Genomic DNA, 19,151 nt, shown 5'->3' with positions numbered 1-19,151 from the left:
AGGCTGTATCTTTGGTGGTTTCCCCAGGTCACGTACTCTTTGTACGCTCCTGGGGATGGGCTCAGTTGCCGCTGATACAACTCCAATTATCTTGGACATAGACGTTATGAAGACTTCCTGACCCGCAGATACCATTCACACAACAGACGCACTTGCTTGCGGGTGTAGCCTTTTTCCATCATACGGTCGACGAAGTCGTCGTGTTTCTTCTGCTCATCCGTTGAGGTTTTAGCGTTAAACGAAATAACCGGCAGTAACTCTTCGGTGTTCGAGAACATTTTCTTCTCTATCACGGTACGCAGCTTCTCATAGCTGGTCCAGTTAGGGTTACGACCACTATTATTAGCCCGGGCACGCAGCACGAAGTTGACTATTTCGTTGCGGAAGTCTTTCGGGTTACTGATGCCAGCTGGTTTTTCGATTTTCTCCAGTTCAGCATTCAAGGACTCGCGATCGAACAGCTGTCCAGTATCCGGATCACGGTACTCTTGATCCTGGATCCAGAAATCTGCATAAGTCACGTAGCGGTCAAAAATGTTCTGGCCGTATTCCGAGTAGGATTCCAGATAAGCTGTCTGAATCTCTTTACCGATAAATTCGGCGTATTTCGGGATCAGATAGCCTTTCAGATGTTCCAGGTATTTCTCTGACAAATCCTGCGGGAACTGCTCACGTTCGATTTGTTGCTCCAGTACGTAGAACAGGTGTACCGGGTTAGCGGCGACCTCCGCGTGATCAAAGTTGAATACCCTTGAGAGGATTTTAAATGCAAAACGGGTGGACAAGCCGTTCATGCCTTCATCAACCCCCGCATAATCGCGGTACTCCTGATACGACTTGGCTTTCGGATCGGTATCCTTGAGGCTTTCGCCATCATAGACGCGCATCTTAGAATAAATGCTCGAGTTTTCAGGCTCTTTCATGCGTGAAAGTACGGTAAAGCGTGCCAGTGTTTCCAGTGTGCCAGGGGCGCATGGGGCATGGGTCAGTTCGCTGTGATCCAGCAGTTTGTCGTAGATTTTTATCTCTTCCGACACGCGCAGGCAGTACGGGACCTTGACGATATAAACACGGTCCAGGAAGGCCTCGTTGTTCTTGTTGTTACGGAAGGTCACCCATTCGGATTCGTTGGAGTGGGCCAGAATAATGCCGTTGAACGGCAGGGCAGAAATCCCCTCGGTACCGTTGTAGTTACCTTCCTGGGTGGCAGTCAACAGAGGGTGCAGCACCTTGATCGGTGCTTTGAACATCTCTACGAACTCCATGATCCCTTGGTTAGCACGGCAAAGGGCGCCGGAATAGCCATAAGCATCAGGATCGTTCTGAGCGTGGTTTTCCAGCTTGCGGATATCCACTTTACCGACCAGCGCAGAGATATCCTGGTTGTTCTCATCACCCGGTTCCGTTTTGGCGATGGCGATCTGCTCCAGGATGGAAGGGCGTACTTTCACCACTTTGAATTTGGTGATATCGCCGCCAAATTCATGCAGGCGTTTTGCCGCCCACGGGGACATGATGGTGCCGAGATAACGATTCGGGATGTTATATTCTTTTTCCAGAATATTGGCATCTTCCTGCGGGTTAAACAGGCACAGCGGATGATCGTTGACCGGGCTGCGTTCACCGTTGGCACTCAGTGTGTAAATCGGTACGAGCTGCATCAGCGCTTTCAGGCGTTCCGCCAACGATGATTTCCCGCCGCCCACAGGGCCCAACAGGTAAAGAATTTGTTTTTTCTCTTCGAGCCCCTGCGCGGCATGTTTCAGATAAGAGACTATCTGTTCGATAGCTTCTTCCATGCCGTAGAACTCTTCGAATGCTGGATAGCGTGCGATCACGCGGTTGGAGAACAGGCGAGACATGCGCGACTCAAGCGCGGTGTCGACCATAACTGGTTCACCGATAGCCATCAGCAGACGTTCGGCCGCATTGGCATATGCACTGCGATCTTGCCGGCAAATGGTAAGAAAGTCCTGCAGTGTGAACTCTTCGTCCTTGGCAGCTTCGTAGCGCTGGCGATAGTGGTCAAATATGTTCATGGCGATGCCCGTCCTTTCGTTATTAGCACAGGTTAAAGGGAGCTAGTGATAGTCTTTTGGCCCCCGAAAGAAGAAGTTATCCCTGAGTACAGCAACCCGTATGCCAACTTGGTGCGCTTATAATCGCGAGTTGCGCTGTATTGCCACTGGCTCAGGATTCATTCACCTTCTGATTTAAGCTTAGTTTGCATACCAGAAAATTTCCTGCGTCATAAAAAGCTTTTTTTAAGTCATATCAATGACTCAGTTATTACAGGCGTATCAAATGCCTTGTCTGGCGCGGCCTGCGGCAAAAAACGTCACTGTTCTGCCATGATTAATTCATATTTCTGTTCTAAGTTATTCGATCTTAGTCGTTTTCCATTGTAAAGATTCAGCGCGTAACGAAGTTTTCACATAAACTAAGCCTGCTATTAACTCTGTTATTTATGGAAAAAGAACCAGTGAAGATTTTTCAACTCAAAACGCTAGCAATTATCGCTTCCGCAATGGTTTGTGCGCAAAGTGCTCAGGCTGGAACTTGGTCACTCGGTGCTTCCGCACTGGTTAGTCCGGACCCGTATCGTGGTTATCAGGACCGCGTGTATCCGGTACCCGTTATTAATTATGAAGGTGACGACTTCTACTTCCGTACGCTGACCGCCGGTTATTACCTGTGGAAAGATCAGGAAAATCAACTGAGTCTGATGGGCTACTTCTCACCGTTGGGCTATCGCCCAGGTGACAGTGATGACGATCGCATGAAGCAGTTGGACAAGCGTCGCGGCACGCTGATGGCTGGTTTGGCTTATTCGCATTTCGCGAAGTGGGGCATTCTGCGCACCACCTTTACTGGCGACACGCTGAATTACAGCAACGGTATGGTGGGTGATTTTGCCTATCTGTATAAATTTGATCTGGGCGATTTCACGCTGGTACCGGGTGCCGGTGTGTCGTGGAGCAGCAAAAACCAGAACAAATATTACTATGGCGTCAGTGAAAACGAATCTCGTCGTAGTGGTCTGGATAGCTACACCCCAAGCGATAGCTGGGCGCCGTATGTTGAGCTGAGCGCCAACTATCAAATCAACAAAGATTGGGATGCTTTCTTTATGGGGCGTTACATCCGTCTGGCTAGTGAAGTAAAAGACAGCCCAATGGTGGATAAATCTTACACCGGCGTGTTGATGACGGGCGTGAAATACAGCTTCTAATCAGTCGCTGCACAATATTTGTGCATCGTATGCATCATAAAGGGGCGTTAACGCCCCTTTTGCACATCTGTGGTGCAGCGGTTCAAAAAGGTTGTATTGACCGCGCTTACAGAGACTACAGGGTGTGACGGATGCGGAAGGTCACTGCCAACCGAGCCGGTTGCTCACCTGCGGCAACCAGGGGTTTACTGACGCGACCGGTTTCCACACAAACCATGGTTTTATAACCGTCATTCGGCATATCTGCCATGCTGCAAGAAAGCTCCACACCTGGGTTCCAGGCAATCACATCACTCATATGGTGGTGATGAACTTCAATGGTGCGTTGTAGCGATGCGTCCTTGATTAGGCTGAATGCATCTGGTTTGGTATAAACCCGGTCAGTTTGCCCAACGAAGGTCACATCGCCCACCTGACGTGCTTCTGAGCCGCCAGCTACCTTATCGATATACGACTCACCGAGACCGGCGACTTTAACCTGTTCAATATCACCGATCTGGAAATACGTGTGCAGTGCAGCGGTTGCCTGATAGTCGCCATGGGATTCCAGTTCGATTTCACACTCTTCACCCAATTTGAAGCGGGCAATCAGTGTAAAAGCGTGTGGCCATAAGCTGCGAGTTTGCTCATTATCTTTCAGTGTGAATGTCAGGATGACACCGTTTTCGTCTTCGTCATGCGCCGTTAGACCCCATGGCTGATTGCGGGCGAAACCGTGTGAGGGTTTTGCCACCGGACCAAACCAGGGCCAGCAAATAGGTACGCCACCACGGATGGCATTTCCTTTTTTAAACGGCGTGCTGTTGCTCAGCCAAATAGCCGGTTTTGCACCGCTAGGTTGCCAAGCTAACAGATGCGCACCTTGCAATGAGATTGCTGCGCGTACTTTGGGGTGGGAAACCACCACCACAGGCAGTTCGTCGAGCTGACGTTGGCTGATGTAAGGTGAAATTTGTTCGGTAACGGGTAGGGTGAAAATCTTTTCGTTCATCAGATTGCCTTTTGTTCGCCGTAGAAACAAAAAAGGGCGACACAAATGTCGCCCTCATCATCACTTAACATCAATCCATTATTTGGAGATGTGAGCGATCAGATCCAGAACCTTGTTGGAATAGCCAGTTTCGTTGTCGTACCAAGAAACCAGTTTCACGAAGGTGTCGCTCAGTGCAATACCGGCTTTAGCATCGAATACAGAAGTCAGAGTTTCACCGTTGAAATCGGTAGAAACTACTTCGTCTTCGGTGTAGCCCAGCACGCCTTTCAGCTCGCCTTCAGAAGCGGCTTTAATAGCAGCACAGATTTCTTTGTAAGAAGCTGGTTTAGCCAGACGAGCAGTCAGGTCAACCACAGACACGTTCGGAGTTGGAACGCGGAACGCCATACCGGTCAGTTTACCGTTCAGTTCTGGGATAACTTTACCTACAGCTTTAGCTGCACCGGTAGAAGAAGGGATGATGTTTTGGGATGCGCCGCGGCCGCCGCGCCAGTCTTTGTGAGACGGGCCATCAACAGTTTTCTGAGTTGCGGTAGTTGCATGCACAGTGGTCATCAGCGCTTCAACGATACCGAACTTGTCGTTGATAACTTTAGCCAGTGGTGCCAGGCAGTTGGTGGTACAAGAAGCGTTAGAAACGATTTCCTGACCTGCGTAGGATTTGTGGTTCACACCCATAACGAACATTGGAGTGTCGTCTTTGGATGGGCCAGTCAGAACAACTTTCTTAGCGCCTGCAGCGATGTGTTTACGTGCAGTTTCGTCAGTCAGGAACAGGCCTGTTGCTTCAGCAACGACGTCAACGTTGACTTCGTTCCACTTCAGGTTAGCCGGATCTCTTTCTGAGGTACAACGGATGGTTTTGCCGTTAACAACCAGGTGGCCGTCTTTAACTTCTACAGTGCCGTTGAAGCGGCCGTGAGTAGAGTCATATTTCAGCATGTAAGCCATGTACTCTGCGTCTAACAGGTCGTTGATTGCAACGATTTCGATGTCAGAACGTTCTTGAGCAGCACGAAAAACAATGCGACCGATACGGCCAAAACCGTTGATACCTACTTTGATAGTCATATATTCCACCAGCTATTTGTTAGTGAATAAAAGGTTGCTTGTAAAATTACAAAAACCTTACCAAGCGTCAAGCGGAATCGTGTCAATTCTTGCTGCAAATCAAACCTGGGACGCTGGTTTGAGTGCTTATTGCACATTCCGTTTGCGTTCGGCCTCATCCGTTATATGGGGTCAAACCGCTAAGTATAAAGTCAGCCTGTTTAATATATGTGATCGGTATCACATATCGTTATGGCGTGACCTTTATGGGCTACAGTTTAGGCCAAAAACCGCTGCAGTGTTGTTAATTTTTTGTTATTATTACTCATTGTTTTCGTTGACATTATCCACATTCAGAGAATCGCACAAATGGCTAAAGAGACAACCCCTGACCATCCGGGCACGGAACTGAATGAAATCCAACGTTATGTGACCCAAGAGCGTGGTACTGAGGCTCCGTATTCCGGTAAATTACTGCACAACAAACGCGAGGGCGTGTACCATTGTCTGTGCTGTAACCAGCCGCTGTTCTACTCCGACAGCAAGTATGACTCCGGTTGTGGCTGGCCAAGCTTCTATGAGCCGGTATCTGACGATGCTATTCGTTATCTTGATGATAATACGCACAATATGCATCGCGTTGAAATTCGCTGTGGTCATTGTGATGCGCATTTGGGGCATGTTTTCCCGGATGGCCCGCAACCGACCGGCGAACGTTTTTGTGTTAATTCCGCGTCGCTTAGCTTTACCGACGGCGAGAACGGTGAAAAAACGGCAGGCTAACGATTATTCAGTTAGAAAAATCGATTCAGCTAATTATTCTTCCACGAGTGAGGAAGTGCTCTGATGGACGTGAAAGATCTGATTGCCGCGATGACGCCGGAAATCTATCAACGCCTGGTATTGGCGGTTGAATTGGGTAAATGGCAGGATGGTGTCGCGTTGACCCCGGAACAGAAAGAAAATAGCCTGCAGGCAGTGATGCTGTGGCAGTCATTGCACAATACTGATCCGCAGCATATGAGCATCGGCACTGACGGCCAGATAGTGATGAAGAGTAAGCAAGAACTGAAACAGCAGTTCATTGCAGAACCGCTGGTCAAGTTAAAGCCGCAGTAAATCTGACAGCGGGGCGATGCTGCCATCGCCCCGTTGATTTAACTTTTCACGTTATTAATTCCCAGTGATTCCGCCAGTTGATGTGCCAACCGGTTATTGTCATCTGCACCATATTCCCAGAACATCGCGCCCCCCAGCCCTTTGCTTTTGATGTAGTCCGCTTTGAGTTCAACCGAGCGCGGGTTTTCGTACGAAATAGCGAATAGCGGCTTGCCTTCGGCAGATTTCATCGTCAGATAAGGGACCTGAGCATCGCTGTCCCAATGTGCGGTGAAGCGCCGCTGCGGATCGTTTAACAGTTTGCTGACGATATCGTTGTATTTGAAATAGCTGTCCTTGGTCAGATCCAAGCCCATGGACTTGAACACGGCAATTTCACGGGCAGTGAAATAGGGTTGGGTGACTGGGTTTTTAGCCGCGTCTGGCTTGTCCCAATCTATACCCGGTTCTGTCGCCCGTTTTGGTACCCGGCCATAGAAACCAATACCCAGGTTCAATTGCGCGGGCTTTAACCCTGCGGCCAAATAGTTATCCACGACAAAATTGGCGCTGTAACGGTCGGCGGCAGCGACAGTCGGCCACTGTTTGGAGTCATACAGGTTAGAGTTGAAGTATTGGGTGCCGTACGCCATGTCATAGGTCATCAGGTTGATGTAGTCGAGGTAGGGCGCAATGCCCTTAACATCCACCCATTCCTGCGGACTTTTCACGTTGGCGCCGACGGCGATGGTCAGCAATTTGCCTTTGTCCAGAGCCTTATGCAGTTCCCCCAGCAAGAGGGTGAAGTTAGCGCGATCCGCCGGCTGACTTTCTACCAAGCCCCAGGCACCGTTCACCGGGTACTCCCAATCGAGGTCGATTCCGTCCAGGTGATATTGCTTAATGACTTGCTGTACCGAACGAATAAAAACGGCACGGCTTTCAGGTGTTGCAGCAGCACCGGAGAACCCGCGAGCACCCCAGCCACCAACGGACAGCAACACTTTCAGTTCAGGGTTTTGCTTACGAAGAACGGGCAGCAAGTGCAGATCGGCCATCACTTTGGGTGACAGATAAATTTGGTGCAGACGAGCGGGATCTCTGAGTGCCGGATTGGTTTCCTGTTTCTCGTCGTTGTAGATCAGACCGAATGAGTAATTGAGGTGGGTGATTTGCGTGACGTCCAGCTTATTGATATCGCCACCGGGGCCTGCAGTAACGTCACCCCCACCGTTGAAATAACCAACGGACAGATAAGAAGCAGCGTGAGCCATGCTGGTTCCAGCCATACCAAGCTGTACCGCTACCAGTAAAGGCAGCAGCTTACGGGTTAATGCCATGTCATCTCCTTTGGTCGGCAAGGCCGACCGAAACCGCCTAAGGCGGTAACATAAAGCCGGGCTCAATGGGCCCCGGATGCGTATAACTCATTGATGCAATGCATCACTGTTCATAACAGCAAAAGCACTGCATGCGAACAAGATGTAATCACAGGAGAATGGTCGGAATGTGAGCGATATCGAGGTTTCAAACGGAGAGGATACGGGCGTGCTTCACGCCCGTTTGCATCATTGCGAGAGAATCTGTGACAATGTCACAAGTTGCGCTCCGGCCTCTTGCATGGCCTGAAAGGCTTTCTGGCTGTCGTCTGGCTGTAAATTAACACCGCGGCAACCATCGATAATCACCGACGTCTGATACCCCAGCGCCAGTGCATCCAGCACGCTAAATTTCACACAGTAGTCAGTCGCTAGTCCCATGATGGCAAGGTGAGTGACGTTCTGCGCTTTCAGCCACGCGTTCAGTTCAGTGTGTGAACGGTGCCCGTTATCGAAAAAAGCGCTGTAGCTATCGATGCCTGTATTTTGGCCTTTACGGAACACGGCATTAATACGTTGTTGCTCTAGTTGTGGATGAAACTCGGCACCCTGACTTTCCTGCACGCAGTGCACTGGCCACCAGACCTGAGGTAAACCTTCGAGTTCACCCAGGGTTCCAACCTGTGCATTGGCATTGACGGCAAAGCTGCGGTGATTGGCGGGGTGCCAATCCTGGCTAGCGACCACCGGCTCACCGCGAGCGCTACAGGCCGCTATGGCCTTATTGGCTACGGCGATCACGGCATCGCCTTCCGCCACCGCCAGCGCGCCACCGGGACAAAAGTCGTTTTGCAAATCGATAAGCAACAAGGCTGTTTTCATTTCTACTCCGTGGTGTGGAATCGTTAACCGCTAATGCTCAGCTCACCACGCAGATCCTGCTGCATTTGGCTGCGGATTTGTTCCGGTGTTAGCGGTTGGCTCAGAAGATAATGCAGCTTGGTCAAGGCGGCCTCAACGGTCATGTCGAATCCGCTGATGACGCCGGCATGGGCCAAGGCATTACCGGTGGCATAACCTTCCATGTTTACCCTTCCGGAGATGCACTGTGTCAGGTTTACCACCACAATGCCGCGTTCAGAAGCATCACGCAATTCATCGACCAACTCTGCTTTTTGTGGTGCGTTACCCACGCCGTAAGAGCGAAGTATCAATGCTTTCACTGGTTGCAGCAGGAAGTTGCGCACTACAGCGCCGGAAATCCCTGGGTAAATTGTCACTACGCCGATCGGCTGTGGCGTGATGTCATGAACCTTGAGTTCGCCGTTGCAGGCCGGACTATCGATGCCGTTTTGGCGACGGATATGAATACCGGCTTCCAACAGTGGCGGCAGGTTGGGTGAAGCAAAGGCGTCGAAACCGTCAGCATGCGCCTTAGTGGTGCGGTTGCCTCGGAACAATTTGTTGTTGAAGAACAGGCTGACTTCATTCACTGGATGGTTAGCAGCCAGATAAAGCGCATTCAATAGGTTGGTCTGGCCATCGGAACGGAGTTCCGCCAATGGGATTTGGGAGCCGGTCACAATCACCGGCTTGGCCAGGTTTTCCAGCATGAACGACAGCGCAGATGCGGTGAAGGCCATGGTGTCGGTACCGTGCAGGATCACAAAGCCATCATAACGGTCGTAATTCAGTTTGATGTCATCGGCAATATGTTGCCAGTCTTCTGGCGTCATGTCTGAGGAGTCTATCAGCGGCGCGTATTCATGAATGGTGAAGTCTGGCATTTCCGGTCGGTGGAACTCTGGCATTAAGGCCAGTTGACGTTGCAGATGGCCGGAAACCGGGATGTAGCCGTGCTCAGAACGCTGCATGCCGATGGTGCCACCGGTGTAGGCGACGTAAATCGATTTCTTTTGCATAGTAATTGTTTTAACAGAAATTAGATGGGCTGAATTATAGGGGGATAAGCGCAGAAAAAAAGCCCGGCGGGTGCCGGGCTGAGGATTAATTTGTTAGCGGACTTCTCCGCAGGTCAAACAGATGGCATAGCGGTTTTGTGGATCGTTGAGATTATTGAATAAACCTGGTTGCTCTTTGACCGCCATGGCTACTGACGCCAACGGGGCAGGTAGCATTGACTGGATAGCCGCCGGCAGCATAGCGTGAATAGATACACCAAACTGACTGAGGACCATATCGGTCAGGCTTGGGGTATCAACAAACCAGTTAAGCTGCCACTGTTTCAATTGTGCCAGCTCGGCGGCTTTCTTCACCGCGTCGTCGAAGTCACCCAGTTGATCGACCAGACCATTGGTCTTGGCATCGCTGCCCAGCCACACGTGACCCTGAGCAATCTGATCAACCTGCTGCGGTGTCATTTTGCGGGATTTGGCGACCAGATCGATAAAGTTTTGATAACCTTTTTCGATGTTCAGTTGCATCATCTGCGAGAACTCTGGTGGCAGCGCCTTGGTGACGGCCAAATCTGCCAACGGTGAGGTTGCTACGCCGTCAGTATGAACGCCAATGCTGTCCAGCGTCTGCTCGTAGGTGTTGATCACCCCAAAGATGCCGATAGAGCCGGTAAGGGTACTCGGGCTGGCGATGATGTAGTCCGCCGGTGTAGAGACCCAATAACCGCCTGAGGCAGCCATACCGCCCATTGAGACCACTACAGGCTTACCAGCGGCACGCACAGCAGCCAATTCGGAGCGAATAACTTCAGACGCACTGACACTGCCGCCTGGGCTATTAACGCGGAAAATAACGGCTTTGATAGCTGGGTCCAGTCGTGCCTGACGCAATTCTGATGCAGTGGTATCACCACCCACGGCGCCCGGCGTTTGCGGACCATCCATGATTGCGCCATTGGCAAAGATCACAGCGATTTTTCCGCCTTGATCTGGTGTAGGTTTCGGCTGATAGTCATAGATGCTGGTGGCGTTGAAATCATTCGCCTGTTTGTCCCAACCGAAGGTCTTGATCAGTTGATTCTCGATGACGGTTCGTGACGCCAGTTCATCGACCAGCTTGTTGTCCAGTGCATACTTGGCCGTATCACCACCGGCAGCCTGCATACCGCTCAGCACGCCTGCGGCCCCAGGGAACAGCTGTTGCGCCGTGATCTGACGGTTAGCTGCTACTGTCTCCAGATAGTTCTGCCATAGACCCCCAATCCAGCGACTGTCAGCTTCTCGAGCTGCCGGTGACATATCATCACGGATCAACGGTTCAACGGCGGACTTATAGGTCCCAACGCGGAAGATGTTGGTCGTGACCTTGAGTTTTTCCAGCAACGACTTGTAGTAAAGGTTGTTGGTAGCAAACCCGTGCAGATCGACCGCACCTTGCGGTGACAGGTAAACTTTGTTGGCGTAGCTGGCCAGATAATATTGTGTCTGGTTATAGCTGTCACCGATGGCAAAGATCGGTTTACCGCTGTCACGGAATTCACGCAGCGCTTTGCCGATATACTGCAGCGAAGGCTGATCGGCTCCGGCAAAGTCATTTAACTGCAATACCATGCCGGTAATGTTTTTATCGTCTTTTGCCTTACGGATACTGTCAACGACGTCAAACAGGGAGTTTTCCTGCAGACGATTGCTTGAAGCGCCCAGCAGTTCGCGGCCCCATTGGCGCACTTTGTTGTTCATTGAAGGCTGGTCAACGACCACGCCGCTCAGATCCACCAGTAATGCCCCGCGAGTAGGGACGGCTGGGGTGGTTGAGCTCTGGAACGACAGATAAATACCCACCCCAACCAAGATCAGTAACACCAGGAACAGATTGAGGATAAGTTCCCTGATAAAGTTCAGCAGACGCCATGTCCACCTAAAAACGCCGGCAATGATTTGCCACAATGTGCGCATGTGCTCTCCAACAAGAGTCGAGAATGTTCCGCTATCCTAATGAGCGGGCGAGGAAATGTCAGCTTTAAATCGTGGGTCACAGAGGGTAATGCCGAGACTGTCACTCGCCGTTTAGCTATGTTAACGTGATCGTAATGAAAATTGTTATCAGGAGTTTACGATGGATGCACTGGATCTTTTACTGAATCGCCGTTCTGCGTCACGCCTCGCGGCCCCTGCGCCTACAGGTGAGGTTCGTCAGAATATCATTAACGCAGGTCTGCGGGCGCCAGACCACGGTGCTTTGCAACCATGGCGTTTCGTGATGATCGAAGATCAGGGGCTGGAGCGTTTTAGCCAATTGTTACAAGCTGCTGCAAAACAAGACGAAATGGATGATGCCGCGATAGAAAAAGCGACAAAGGCACCATTTCGTGCTCCATTGATTATCACTGTGGTGGCGCATTGCACCGAAGAAACCAAGGTACCGCGTTGGGAGCAGGTTGTATCCGCCGGTTGTGCGGTACAGGCAATGCAGATGGCCGCATTGGCTCAGGGGTTTAACGGTATCTGGCGCACGGGTGCCTGGACCGAACATCCTTTGGTTCGTGACGCTTTTGGTTGCCGCGAACAGGATGAAATTGTTGGATTCCTGTATTTGGGCACACCTCAGCTAAAAGCGTCTACCAAAGTGATCGCTCCAGACAGCACTCCATTCGTCAGCTATTTCTGATCCCCTGCGCGGGTTGCGGAAAAAATGCACTAAATCCCGCCATTCTGTGTTGTTTCTGAGCAGGCTGTTCGGTTATCGACAACCTGCTCTTACCAATCCCGTCGGCAAGCGCTACCCTATGATATCTTGAATGCCGTTAACCGAAGGGAGTGGTATATGTCATCGCCAGCGATCCGTTTAACCCAGTACAGCCATGGCGCTGGCTGTGGTTGTAAAATCTCACCGAAAGTTCTCGAAACTATTCTGCACAGTGAGCGGGAGAAATTTGTCGATCCGAGTTTGTTGGTTGGCAATGAAACTCGTGACGATGCGGCGGTGTATGACATTGGTAACGGTGTTGGCATTATCAGCACCACCGACTTTTTTATGCCAATCGTCGATAACCCGTTTGATTTTGGCCGTATTGCCGCGACGAATGCGATCAGCGATGTCTATGCCATGGGTGGAAAGCCGATCATGGCGATTGCTATTCTTGGCTGGCCGATTGCCACGCTGCCGCCGGAAGTGGCACAACAGGTGATCGACGGTGGGCGCTATGCTTGCCAACAGGCGGGTATTGCTCTGGCTGGCGGCCATTCTATTGATGCGCCTGAGCCTATTTTTGGTCTGGCGGTCACCGGTATTGTTAATACTGAACGGGTGAAGAAAAACAGTGCCGCTCAGGCTGGAGCCAAACTGTACCTGACCAAGCCGTTGGGTATTGGTGTTCTGACCACTGCCGAGAAGAAGAGCAAACTACGTCCTGAACATGAAGGACTGGCAACCGAAGTCATGTGCCAACTAAACAAACCTGGCGCGGATTTTGCCGACGTCGAGGGTGTGACGGCGATGACCGATGTCACGGGCTTCGGTCTGCTGGGACATCTGAGTGAGGTTTGCCAGGGCTCAGGCCTACAGGCAACGGTATGGTTTGATCAGGTGCCGAAGCTGCCGGACATCGAACGTTATATCGCCGAAGGGTGCGTGCCGGGTGGCACGGGGCGTAACTTTGACAGTTATGGCAATTTGGTCGGTGAAATGACCGATTTACAGCGTCAACTGCTGTGCGATCCGCAAACTTCTGGTGGCTTGTTATTGGCTGTGTTACCGGCGGCGGAACCGCAGGTGTTGGCCATTGCCGAACGTCATGGTATTCAACTCCAGGCTATTGGTGAACTCCATGCGCCAGTGCCGGCTAAGCCATTGATAGAGGTTGTGTAGTGTCCGTAACGCTAGAGCGGGTGGATACCCAAGACTATCGCCGTATTTTTTTGCAAGATATTCCGCTGATAGATGTGCGTGCCCCTGTTGAGTTTCAGCAGGGCGCGTTCGCCAATGCAATGAATTTGCCGTTAATGAATGATGAAGAACGGCAAGCGGTCGGCACCTGTTACAAGCAGCAGGGGCAGCAGGCTGCAATTGCATTGGGTCACAGCCTGGTTACGGGCAGACTACGTGAAGAACGAACAGCGGCATGGCTGGCGCAATGCGCTCAATGGCCAGAAGGGTATATTTACTGTTTCCGTGGTGGTCTGCGTTCACAATTGGTACAGCAGTGGCTGCGTGAAGCTGGCGTTGCCTACCCACGTATTACAGGCGGCTATAAGGCGCTGCGCAATTTCTTGCTCACTACGCTGGAGCAGAGCGCCGAATTGCCAATGGTGTTGATCGGTGGCAATACCGGGAGCGGTAAAACGCTGTTAATCAATGAACTGGCCGATGGGGTCGATCTGGAAGGTGCCGCACACCATCGCGGTTCATCTTTTGGCCGAACGCTCGTGGATCAAAGCACTCAGATTGATTTTGAGAATCGTCTGGCTGTGTTATTGCTGAAAAAACAGCATGGTGGCTGCCGCCGCTGGGTACTGGAGGATGAAGGGCGTATTATCGGCAGCAATAATCTGCCATTACCCATCTTCAACCGTATGCAGCAAGCACCTGTGGCGGTGATAGACGACCCCTTTGAGGTGCGATTGGCACGGTTGCAGCACGAATACATTGACCGCATGCGGCTCGAATTTGAACAGGTTTATGGGGCAGAGCTGGGTTGGCATAAATACGGTGAGTATCTGCATCACGGCCTGTTTGCCATTCGCCGTCGCTTGGGGATGGAACGTTTCCAACAGCTGACGCAGCGCCTGGAATGGGCATTACAGAGCCAATATGCCAGCGGTAATAGTGATGGACATCAGGAGTGGCTGGTGTTGTTGTTGCAGCATTACTACGATCCGATGTATCACTATCAATTGGAAAAGAAATCCCAGCGAATTGTCTTCCGCGGGAATTATGCTGAAGTAAGAGATTTCCTGATGACGTACAGCCAGAATAACGGTGAATAATGCGACTGTTTATTGCCGAAAAACCGAGTTTGGCGCGCGCCATTGCCGACGTACTTCCCAAACCGCATCGCCGCGGCGACGGGTTTATCACTTGTGGTAACAATGATGTGGTCACCTGGTGTGTGGGTCATTTATTAGAGCAAGCGCAACCCGATGCCTATGACAGCCGTTATGCGCGTTGGTCGCTGGCTGACCTGCCAATTATTCCTGAGAAGTGGCAATTGCAGCCACGACCTTCGGTGAGCAAACAGCTTAATGCCATTAAAAAGCTGTTACAGGACGCCGACGAAGTCGTGCATGCTGGTGACCCCGATCGCGAGGGCCAGTTGCTGGTGGACGAAGTGCTGGACTATTTGGCACTGACGCCGGAAAAACGTCAAAGTGTTCGCCGTTGCCTGATTAACGATCTCAACCCGCAAGCGGTAGAACGCGCTATTGAACGGTTACGTGATAACCGCGACTTTATCCCACTGTGCGTTTCCGCATTGGCTCGTTCACGTGCTGATTGGTTGTATGGCATCAATATGACCCGCGCCTACACTATTTTGGGGCGCAATGCTGGTTATGATGGCGTGCTGTCTGTTGGACGGGTGCAAACGCCGGTATTGGGGCTAGTGGTTCGGCGTGATGAAGAGATTGAAAACTTTGTGTCGAAAGACTTCTTCGAAGTGAAAGCACACATTGTGACGCCAAAAGAGGAGCGTTTTGTCGCTCTCTGGCAACCCAGCGAGTCCTGTGAGCCTTATCAGGACGAAGAGGGGCGCTTGCTGCATCGGCCATTGGCAGAGCATGTGCTCAAGCGTATCGAAGGCCAGCCGGCGCTGGTGACATCTTATAATGATAAACGGGAATCAGATACTGCACCGTTGCCGTTTTCTCTGTCGACCTTACAGATTGAAGCGTCTAAACGCTTTAACCTGAGCGCGCAACAGGTGCTGGATGTATGTCAGCGGTTGTATGAAACCCATAAGTTGATCACCTACCCACGTTCCGATTGTCGGTACCTCCCGGAAGAACATTTCGCCGGACGTCATTCGGTCTTAAACGCCATCAGTGTTCATCAACCAGATCTTTACCCACAGCCGGTGATCGATAGCGATCGTCGTAATCGTTGTTGGGACGACAAGAAGGTGGATGCTCACCACGCCATTATTCCTACCGCCCGTGCCAGTAAGGTGAACCTCAGTCAGGACGAATTGAATGTTTACGGGTTAGTTGCGCGTCAATATTTGATGCAATTTTGCCCGGACGCTATGTTCCGCAAGTGTGTGATTGAGCTGGATATTGCTGGTGGCAAGTTTATTGCCAAGGCACGTTTTTTGGCAGAGGCAGGGTGGCGGACGTTATTGGGCAGTAAAGAGCGTGATGAAGAAAACGAAGGCGCACCGTTGCCGGTGGTGGCAAAAGATGACGAACTGTTGTGTGAGCGCGGTGAGGTGGTTGAGCGTCAGACCCAACCCCCAAGGCCGTTCACCGACGCCAGTCTGCTTTCCGCCATGACAGGTATTGCGCGTTTCGTTCAGGATAAAGCGCTAAAGAAAATCCTGCGAGCGACCGATGGTTTAGGAACCGAGGCCACGCGCGCGGGGATCATTGAATTACTGTTCAAGCGGGCATTTTTGTATAAAAAGGGACGTTATATTCACTCTAGTGAAACGGGTCGTGCATTGATCCATTCGTTGCCGGATATTGCTGCCCGTCCTGATATGACGGCTAACTGGGAAGCTACACTGACGCAAATCAGTGAAAAATCCTGTCGCTATCAGGACTTTATGCAACCTCTGGTAGGTACTTTGCAGGAGCTGATTTATCAGGCCAAGCAGAGCCGGGCGAGTATGGCGTTTCGCGGGTTGCCGCCGTCACCTTCCTCCGGGGCGAAGAAACGTAAAAAAAGCGCCGGTAAGGCGCGGGAGAAGAGTGAATGAATCACAGGTTACTGATGCTGGCGACTGGCACACTGCTATTTTCCGCTGCAGCAACGGCCCATCGTGGCGACGTGGATGTCGTTGTGCCGGTATCTCCGGAAATTTGGGGCACGGCGAAAAGTGCTGCCGCCCAGCCTGCGGTACAACCTTGCAGCCGCTGTTGTATTTATCAGAATCAAAACTATTCTGAAGGTGCAGTGCTCAAGGTAGAAGGGGAAACGCTGCAGTGCGTACGTGATCCCAATGTGATTGGGACCAATCCCTTGGTCTGGGTGCGATTAAAGAAGTGACATCGTAACGCTTATGGTTAAGTTTCTGTCTGCCGCGCAGTGATATAGGCGCCTAATAACGGTACATCAGCCGGGGCCAGAGGATAGTCAAACGCCTGCTCCGGCGTTACCCACACAAAGTTGGAATGACAGCGATTTTGTAATTCACCGCTATACGCTTCAATACGCCAGGCATGCAGACGGATCGTGCGTTCGCTTTGCTGCCACTGGTTGCTGGCAACGTAGTTGCCGACGCTGGCGATAATCCCCAATTCTTCATCCAGTTCACGTGCCAGTGCTTGTGGCTGGCTTTCACCCGCTTCGACCTTCCCACCGGGAAATTCCCACAGACCAGCTTGATCGCTACTGGCATCGCGTTGCGCCAAGAGAATTTTGCCATTCTTTTCAATGATGGCAGCGACGACATCGATTGTTTTCATCTGTACCACATAGAGAAACCCCGGCAATGGCCGGGGTTGAGTTAATTACAGCGAGAATTCCGCCCAGACCGGGGCATGATCCGAGGGTTTCTCCATTCCGCGGATCTGATAATCGATCCCGGTTGCGGTGCAACGTGCAGCCAGTGGCGTGCTGGCCAACAGCAGATCGATACGCAGACCTCGGTTTTCATCGAAACCGCGTGAACGGTAGTCGAACCATGAAAATTCATCGTTACGTTCTGGGTTTGCATGTCTGTAGGTATCTACCAGACCCCAGTTCAGCAGGCGGTCCATCCATTCACGCTCTTCCGGCAAGAACGAGCACTTACCGGTCCGCAGCCAACGCTTGCGGCTTTCTTCGCCGATGCCGATATCATAATCACTTGGACTGATATTCACATCACCCATCACCAGGACGGGGGAGTCTACCGACATTTGCTGTTCCAGGTAGTTCTGCAAGTCCTGATAGAAGCGTGTTTTGGCGGGGAACTTGATGGGATGGTCGCGGCTTTCACCCTGAGGGAAATAACCATTGATCACCGTCAGTGTGCCTTGAGGCGTCGCCAGATCGGCCATAATGATACGGCGCTGTGCGTCCTCTTCGTCGGTCGGGAAACCACGACGTACGGCGAGCGGTTTTTCTTTAGTCAACAGCGCTACACCGTAGTGGCCTTTTTGGCCGTGATAGAACACGTGATAACCATACTGGCTGACCTCTTCCAGAGGGAACATGTCATCGTGAACTTTTGTTTCTTGCAGACCAATCACGTCAGGCTGGTGCTGTTCGATGATGGCGGCCAGTTGGTGCGGACGCGCACGCAGTCCATTGATATTAAAAGAGACAAACTTCATGAGCGATGCCGTTTTTACGAGAAAAATGTGTTGAGATAGTAGCAGAGTTTAGCCAGAAATGTAACGCAGGCCAGCGGCAATGGCCGCCAGCGGCGTGCTGTGTTATTTCGCCCAGCGATCGTAAGTCTTTGGTTGGTAATCGTCGAACTGCTGCAGCAAGGTCTGCGCAGAGTCACTGATGTGCAGGGTGTTGAGGTAGTCATGACGCATAAAGCCTTGATCGGCCACATGCTGCAAGAAACCGTTTAACGGGCGATAAAAACCGTTTACATCCAGCAGGCCGACCGGTTTGCTGTGGTAACCGATCTGTCCCCAGGTCCAGATTTCGAACAACTCTTCCAGCGTGCCTATGCCACCGGGCAATGCGATAAAACCATCTGCCAGGGCTGCCATGCGGGCTTTACGCGTGTGCATGTCGGGTACGACTTCCAGCTCAGTCAGGCCACGGTGTGCAGTTTCTGCTTCTACCAATCGTTCAGGAATGATGCCAATGGCCTCGCCACCGGCGGCCAGCACGGCATCAGCCACAATGCCCATTAATCCTTTCTTACCGCCGCCATAGATTAAGCGTCGGCCTTGAGCGGCAAGTATTTGGCCCAACTGCCGTGCGTTATCGGCATAAGCAGGGTTAACGCCTTCACTGGCGCCACAAAAAACGCAGATATTGTTACGCATGCACTTCTTTCCTTACTGCATTAAAGAAGTCAGTGGTATAGCGAATTGTTAGCCGGAGTTCAAGTTGAGGATCTGCTGAATGGTTAAGGGAATTGATAAATGATAAATCTGAGAGGCTGAAGGGAAATATTTACAGTGTAATACTGGACGTTTCGCATCCTTCCCGTTTGGGAGTTATATGGAGCATTCAAATTTGATTTAAATCTGGGGGGCATACAAGGATGGTGGTGGGGGAAGGATTACTCGTCGTTGCACTCCTTACCCTGTGGGCCGCGCTGAAGCGCGTTGTCTCATTGCATGAGACTCGAACCTTGTCGAAGCTTCTCATCCTTCCCGGTAAGGGGTGATATGGATGCTGTCAGGTTTGATTTGATTTTGGGGGATATATAAAAAGG

General features: G+C 51.4%; 18 protein-coding genes and 1 other RNA gene. 8 read left to right on the top strand and 11 right to left on the bottom strand.

Annotation, left to right across the window (positions count from 1 at the left end):
• Positions 1–104 precede the first annotated feature (104 nt).
• On the bottom strand, positions 105–2,039 hold the full coding sequence (yeaG, locus tag SGR01S_RS02415) for a protein kinase YeaG (RefSeq protein ID WP_037419709.1): 1,935 nt from the start codon (positions 2,037–2,039) through the stop codon (positions 105–107).
• Positions 2,040–2,467: 428 nt separating this feature from the next.
• Between yeaG and SGR01S_RS02410 the strand changes: the two genes are divergently transcribed.
• Complete coding sequence (locus SGR01S_RS02410; RefSeq protein WP_061806428.1) at positions 2,468–3,232, top strand: MipA/OmpV family protein; 765 nt, start codon at positions 2,468–2,470, stop codon at positions 3,230–3,232.
• A gap of 115 nt (positions 3,233–3,347) precedes the next feature.
• On the opposite strand, the gene SGR01S_RS02405 is transcribed toward SGR01S_RS02410, so the two are convergent.
• Together SGR01S_RS02405 and gapA are read right to left on the bottom strand one after the other, a co-directional pair.
• On the bottom strand, positions 3,348–4,223 hold the full coding sequence (locus SGR01S_RS02405; RefSeq protein WP_061806427.1) for a D-hexose-6-phosphate mutarotase: 876 nt from the start codon (positions 4,221–4,223) through the stop codon (positions 3,348–3,350).
• A 78-nt stretch (positions 4,224–4,301) separates the two neighbouring features.
• Positions 4,302–5,297, bottom strand: a complete 996-nt coding sequence (gene gapA / locus SGR01S_RS02400; protein ID WP_012145453.1) for a glyceraldehyde-3-phosphate dehydrogenase — start codon at positions 5,295–5,297, stop codon at positions 4,302–4,304.
• Positions 5,298–5,645: 348 nt separating this feature from the next.
• Between gapA and msrB the strand changes: the two genes are divergently transcribed.
• Complete coding sequence (gene msrB, locus SGR01S_RS02395; protein ID WP_037419703.1) at positions 5,646–6,059, top strand: peptide-methionine (R)-S-oxide reductase MsrB; 414 nt, start codon at positions 5,646–5,648, stop codon at positions 6,057–6,059.
• 63 nt (positions 6,060–6,122) lie between these two features.
• Positions 6,123–6,395 carry a YeaC family protein gene (locus SGR01S_RS02390; RefSeq protein WP_061806426.1) on the top strand — a complete coding sequence of 91 codons (273 nt, stop codon included), beginning with the start codon at positions 6,123–6,125 and terminating at the stop codon, positions 6,393–6,395.
• Positions 6,396–6,433: 38 nt separating this feature from the next.
• Here the strand turns inward: SGR01S_RS02390 and chiD are convergent, their stop codons facing one another.
• The 4 genes from chiD to sppA form a co-directional block, all read right to left on the bottom strand.
• Complete coding sequence (chiD, locus tag SGR01S_RS02385; protein ID WP_061806425.1) at positions 6,434–7,714, bottom strand: chitinase ChiD; 1,281 nt, start codon at positions 7,712–7,714, stop codon at positions 6,434–6,436.
• Positions 7,715–7,942: 228 nt separating this feature from the next.
• Positions 7,943–8,575, bottom strand: a complete 633-nt coding sequence (gene pncA, locus SGR01S_RS02380) for a bifunctional nicotinamidase/pyrazinamidase (RefSeq protein ID WP_061806424.1) — start codon at positions 8,573–8,575, stop codon at positions 7,943–7,945.
• 23 nt (positions 8,576–8,598) lie between these two features.
• Entirely contained in the window at positions 8,599–9,615 is a 1,017-nt protein-coding gene (gene ansA, locus SGR01S_RS02375) for an asparaginase (RefSeq protein WP_037419689.1), read from the bottom strand.
• A 93-nt stretch (positions 9,616–9,708) separates the two neighbouring features.
• Entirely contained in the window at positions 9,709–11,565 is a 1,857-nt protein-coding gene (gene sppA, locus SGR01S_RS02370; protein WP_037419686.1) for a signal peptide peptidase SppA, read from the bottom strand.
• Between the two features lie 160 nt (positions 11,566–11,725).
• Here sppA and SGR01S_RS02365 point away from each other — a divergent pair, with 160 nt between their 5' ends.
• The 5 genes from SGR01S_RS02365 to SGR01S_RS02345 all read left to right on the top strand — a co-directional run bounded on the left by SGR01S_RS02365 (position 11,726) and on the right by SGR01S_RS02345 (position 16,810).
• Complete coding sequence (locus SGR01S_RS02365; protein WP_037419683.1) at positions 11,726–12,277, top strand: NAD(P)H nitroreductase; 552 nt, start codon at positions 11,726–11,728, stop codon at positions 12,275–12,277.
• Positions 12,278–12,433: 156 nt separating this feature from the next.
• The gene (selD, locus tag SGR01S_RS02360; RefSeq protein ID WP_061806423.1) at positions 12,434–13,477 is read left to right on the top strand and encodes a selenide, water dikinase SelD; all 1,044 of its coding nucleotides are present in this window, start codon (positions 12,434–12,436) and stop codon (positions 13,475–13,477) included.
• Positions 13,477–14,595 (top strand): tRNA 2-selenouridine(34) synthase MnmH, encoded by a 1,119-nt coding sequence (gene mnmH, locus SGR01S_RS02355; protein WP_061806422.1) that lies wholly within the window; start codon positions 13,477–13,479, stop codon positions 14,593–14,595. The genes selD and mnmH overlap by 1 nt, the downstream gene beginning before the upstream one ends.
• Positions 14,595–16,520 (top strand): DNA topoisomerase III, encoded by a 1,926-nt coding sequence (locus SGR01S_RS02350; protein ID WP_061806421.1) that lies wholly within the window; start codon positions 14,595–14,597, stop codon positions 16,518–16,520. The genes mnmH and SGR01S_RS02350 overlap by 1 nt, the downstream gene beginning before the upstream one ends.
• Complete coding sequence (locus SGR01S_RS02345; protein WP_061806420.1) at positions 16,517–16,810, top strand: YnjH family protein; 294 nt, start codon at positions 16,517–16,519, stop codon at positions 16,808–16,810. The genes SGR01S_RS02350 and SGR01S_RS02345 overlap by 4 nt, the downstream gene beginning before the upstream one ends.
• A gap of 17 nt (positions 16,811–16,827) precedes the next feature.
• Here the strand turns inward: SGR01S_RS02345 and SGR01S_RS02340 are convergent, their stop codons facing one another.
• The 4 genes from SGR01S_RS02340 to SGR01S_RS02325 all read right to left on the bottom strand — a co-directional run bounded on the left by SGR01S_RS02340 (position 16,828) and on the right by SGR01S_RS02325 (position 19,105).
• Positions 16,828–17,229, bottom strand: a complete 402-nt coding sequence (locus SGR01S_RS02340; protein ID WP_061806419.1) for a pyrimidine (deoxy)nucleoside triphosphate diphosphatase — start codon at positions 17,227–17,229, stop codon at positions 16,828–16,830.
• Between the two features lie 45 nt (positions 17,230–17,274).
• Positions 17,275–18,081: an exodeoxyribonuclease III gene (xthA, locus tag SGR01S_RS02335; protein ID WP_061806418.1), complete on the bottom strand. Its 807-nt coding sequence runs from the start codon at positions 18,079–18,081 to the stop codon at positions 17,275–17,277.
• 102 nt (positions 18,082–18,183) lie between these two features.
• Positions 18,184–18,756 (bottom strand): LOG family protein, encoded by a 573-nt coding sequence (locus SGR01S_RS02330; protein WP_037427044.1) that lies wholly within the window; start codon positions 18,754–18,756, stop codon positions 18,184–18,186.
• A gap of 222 nt (positions 18,757–18,978) precedes the next feature.
• Positions 18,979–19,105, bottom strand: a non-coding RNA gene (locus SGR01S_RS02325) — RtT sRNA.
• Positions 19,106–19,151 lie beyond the last annotated feature (46 nt).

Origin of the sequence: Serratia grimesii NBRC 13537, assembly GCF_001590905.1 — a bacterium.
Taxonomy (GTDB): Bacteria; Pseudomonadota; Gammaproteobacteria; order Enterobacterales; family Enterobacteriaceae; genus Serratia; species Serratia grimesii.
The sequence above is the reverse complement of the archived record's forward strand: the minus strand, read 5'-3'. Positions and strand labels throughout refer to the sequence as shown.

Coding starts and splice junctions, on each gene's coding strand:
- SGR01S_RS02410 (WP_061806428.1), top strand. CDS start 2,468: ATGGAAAAAGAACCAGTGAAGATTTTTCAACTCAAAACGCTAGCAATT.
- SGR01S_RS02340 (WP_061806419.1), bottom strand. CDS start 17,229: ATGAAAACAATCGATGTCGTCGCTGCCATCATTGAAAAGAATGGCAAA.
- SGR01S_RS02365 (WP_037419683.1), top strand. CDS start 11,726: ATGGATGCACTGGATCTTTTACTGAATCGCCGTTCTGCGTCACGCCTC.
- SGR01S_RS02405 (WP_061806427.1), bottom strand. CDS start 4,223: ATGAACGAAAAGATTTTCACCCTACCCGTTACCGAACAAATTTCACCT.
- SGR01S_RS02345 (WP_061806420.1), top strand. CDS start 16,517: ATGAATCACAGGTTACTGATGCTGGCGACTGGCACACTGCTATTTTCC.
- SGR01S_RS02330 (WP_037427044.1), bottom strand. CDS start 18,756: ATGCGTAACAATATCTGCGTTTTTTGTGGCGCCAGTGAAGGCGTTAAC.
- SGR01S_RS02350 (WP_061806421.1), top strand. CDS start 14,595: ATGCGACTGTTTATTGCCGAAAAACCGAGTTTGGCGCGCGCCATTGCC.
- SGR01S_RS02390 (WP_061806426.1), top strand. CDS start 6,123: ATGGACGTGAAAGATCTGATTGCCGCGATGACGCCGGAAATCTATCAA.
- msrB (WP_037419703.1), top strand. CDS start 5,646: ATGGCTAAAGAGACAACCCCTGACCATCCGGGCACGGAACTGAATGAA.
- pncA (WP_061806424.1), bottom strand. CDS start 8,575: ATGAAAACAGCCTTGTTGCTTATCGATTTGCAAAACGACTTTTGTCCC.
- yeaG (WP_037419709.1), bottom strand. CDS start 2,039: ATGAACATATTTGACCACTATCGCCAGCGCTACGAAGCTGCCAAGGAC.
- sppA (WP_037419686.1), bottom strand. CDS start 11,565: ATGCGCACATTGTGGCAAATCATTGCCGGCGTTTTTAGGTGGACATGG.
- selD (WP_061806423.1), top strand. CDS start 12,434: ATGTCATCGCCAGCGATCCGTTTAACCCAGTACAGCCATGGCGCTGGC.
- chiD (WP_061806425.1), bottom strand. CDS start 7,714: ATGGCATTAACCCGTAAGCTGCTGCCTTTACTGGTAGCGGTACAGCTT.
- ansA (WP_037419689.1), bottom strand. CDS start 9,615: ATGCAAAAGAAATCGATTTACGTCGCCTACACCGGTGGCACCATCGGC.
- xthA (WP_061806418.1), bottom strand. CDS start 18,081: ATGAAGTTTGTCTCTTTTAATATCAATGGACTGCGTGCGCGTCCGCAC.
- gapA (WP_012145453.1), bottom strand. CDS start 5,297: ATGACTATCAAAGTAGGTATCAACGGTTTTGGCCGTATCGGTCGCATT.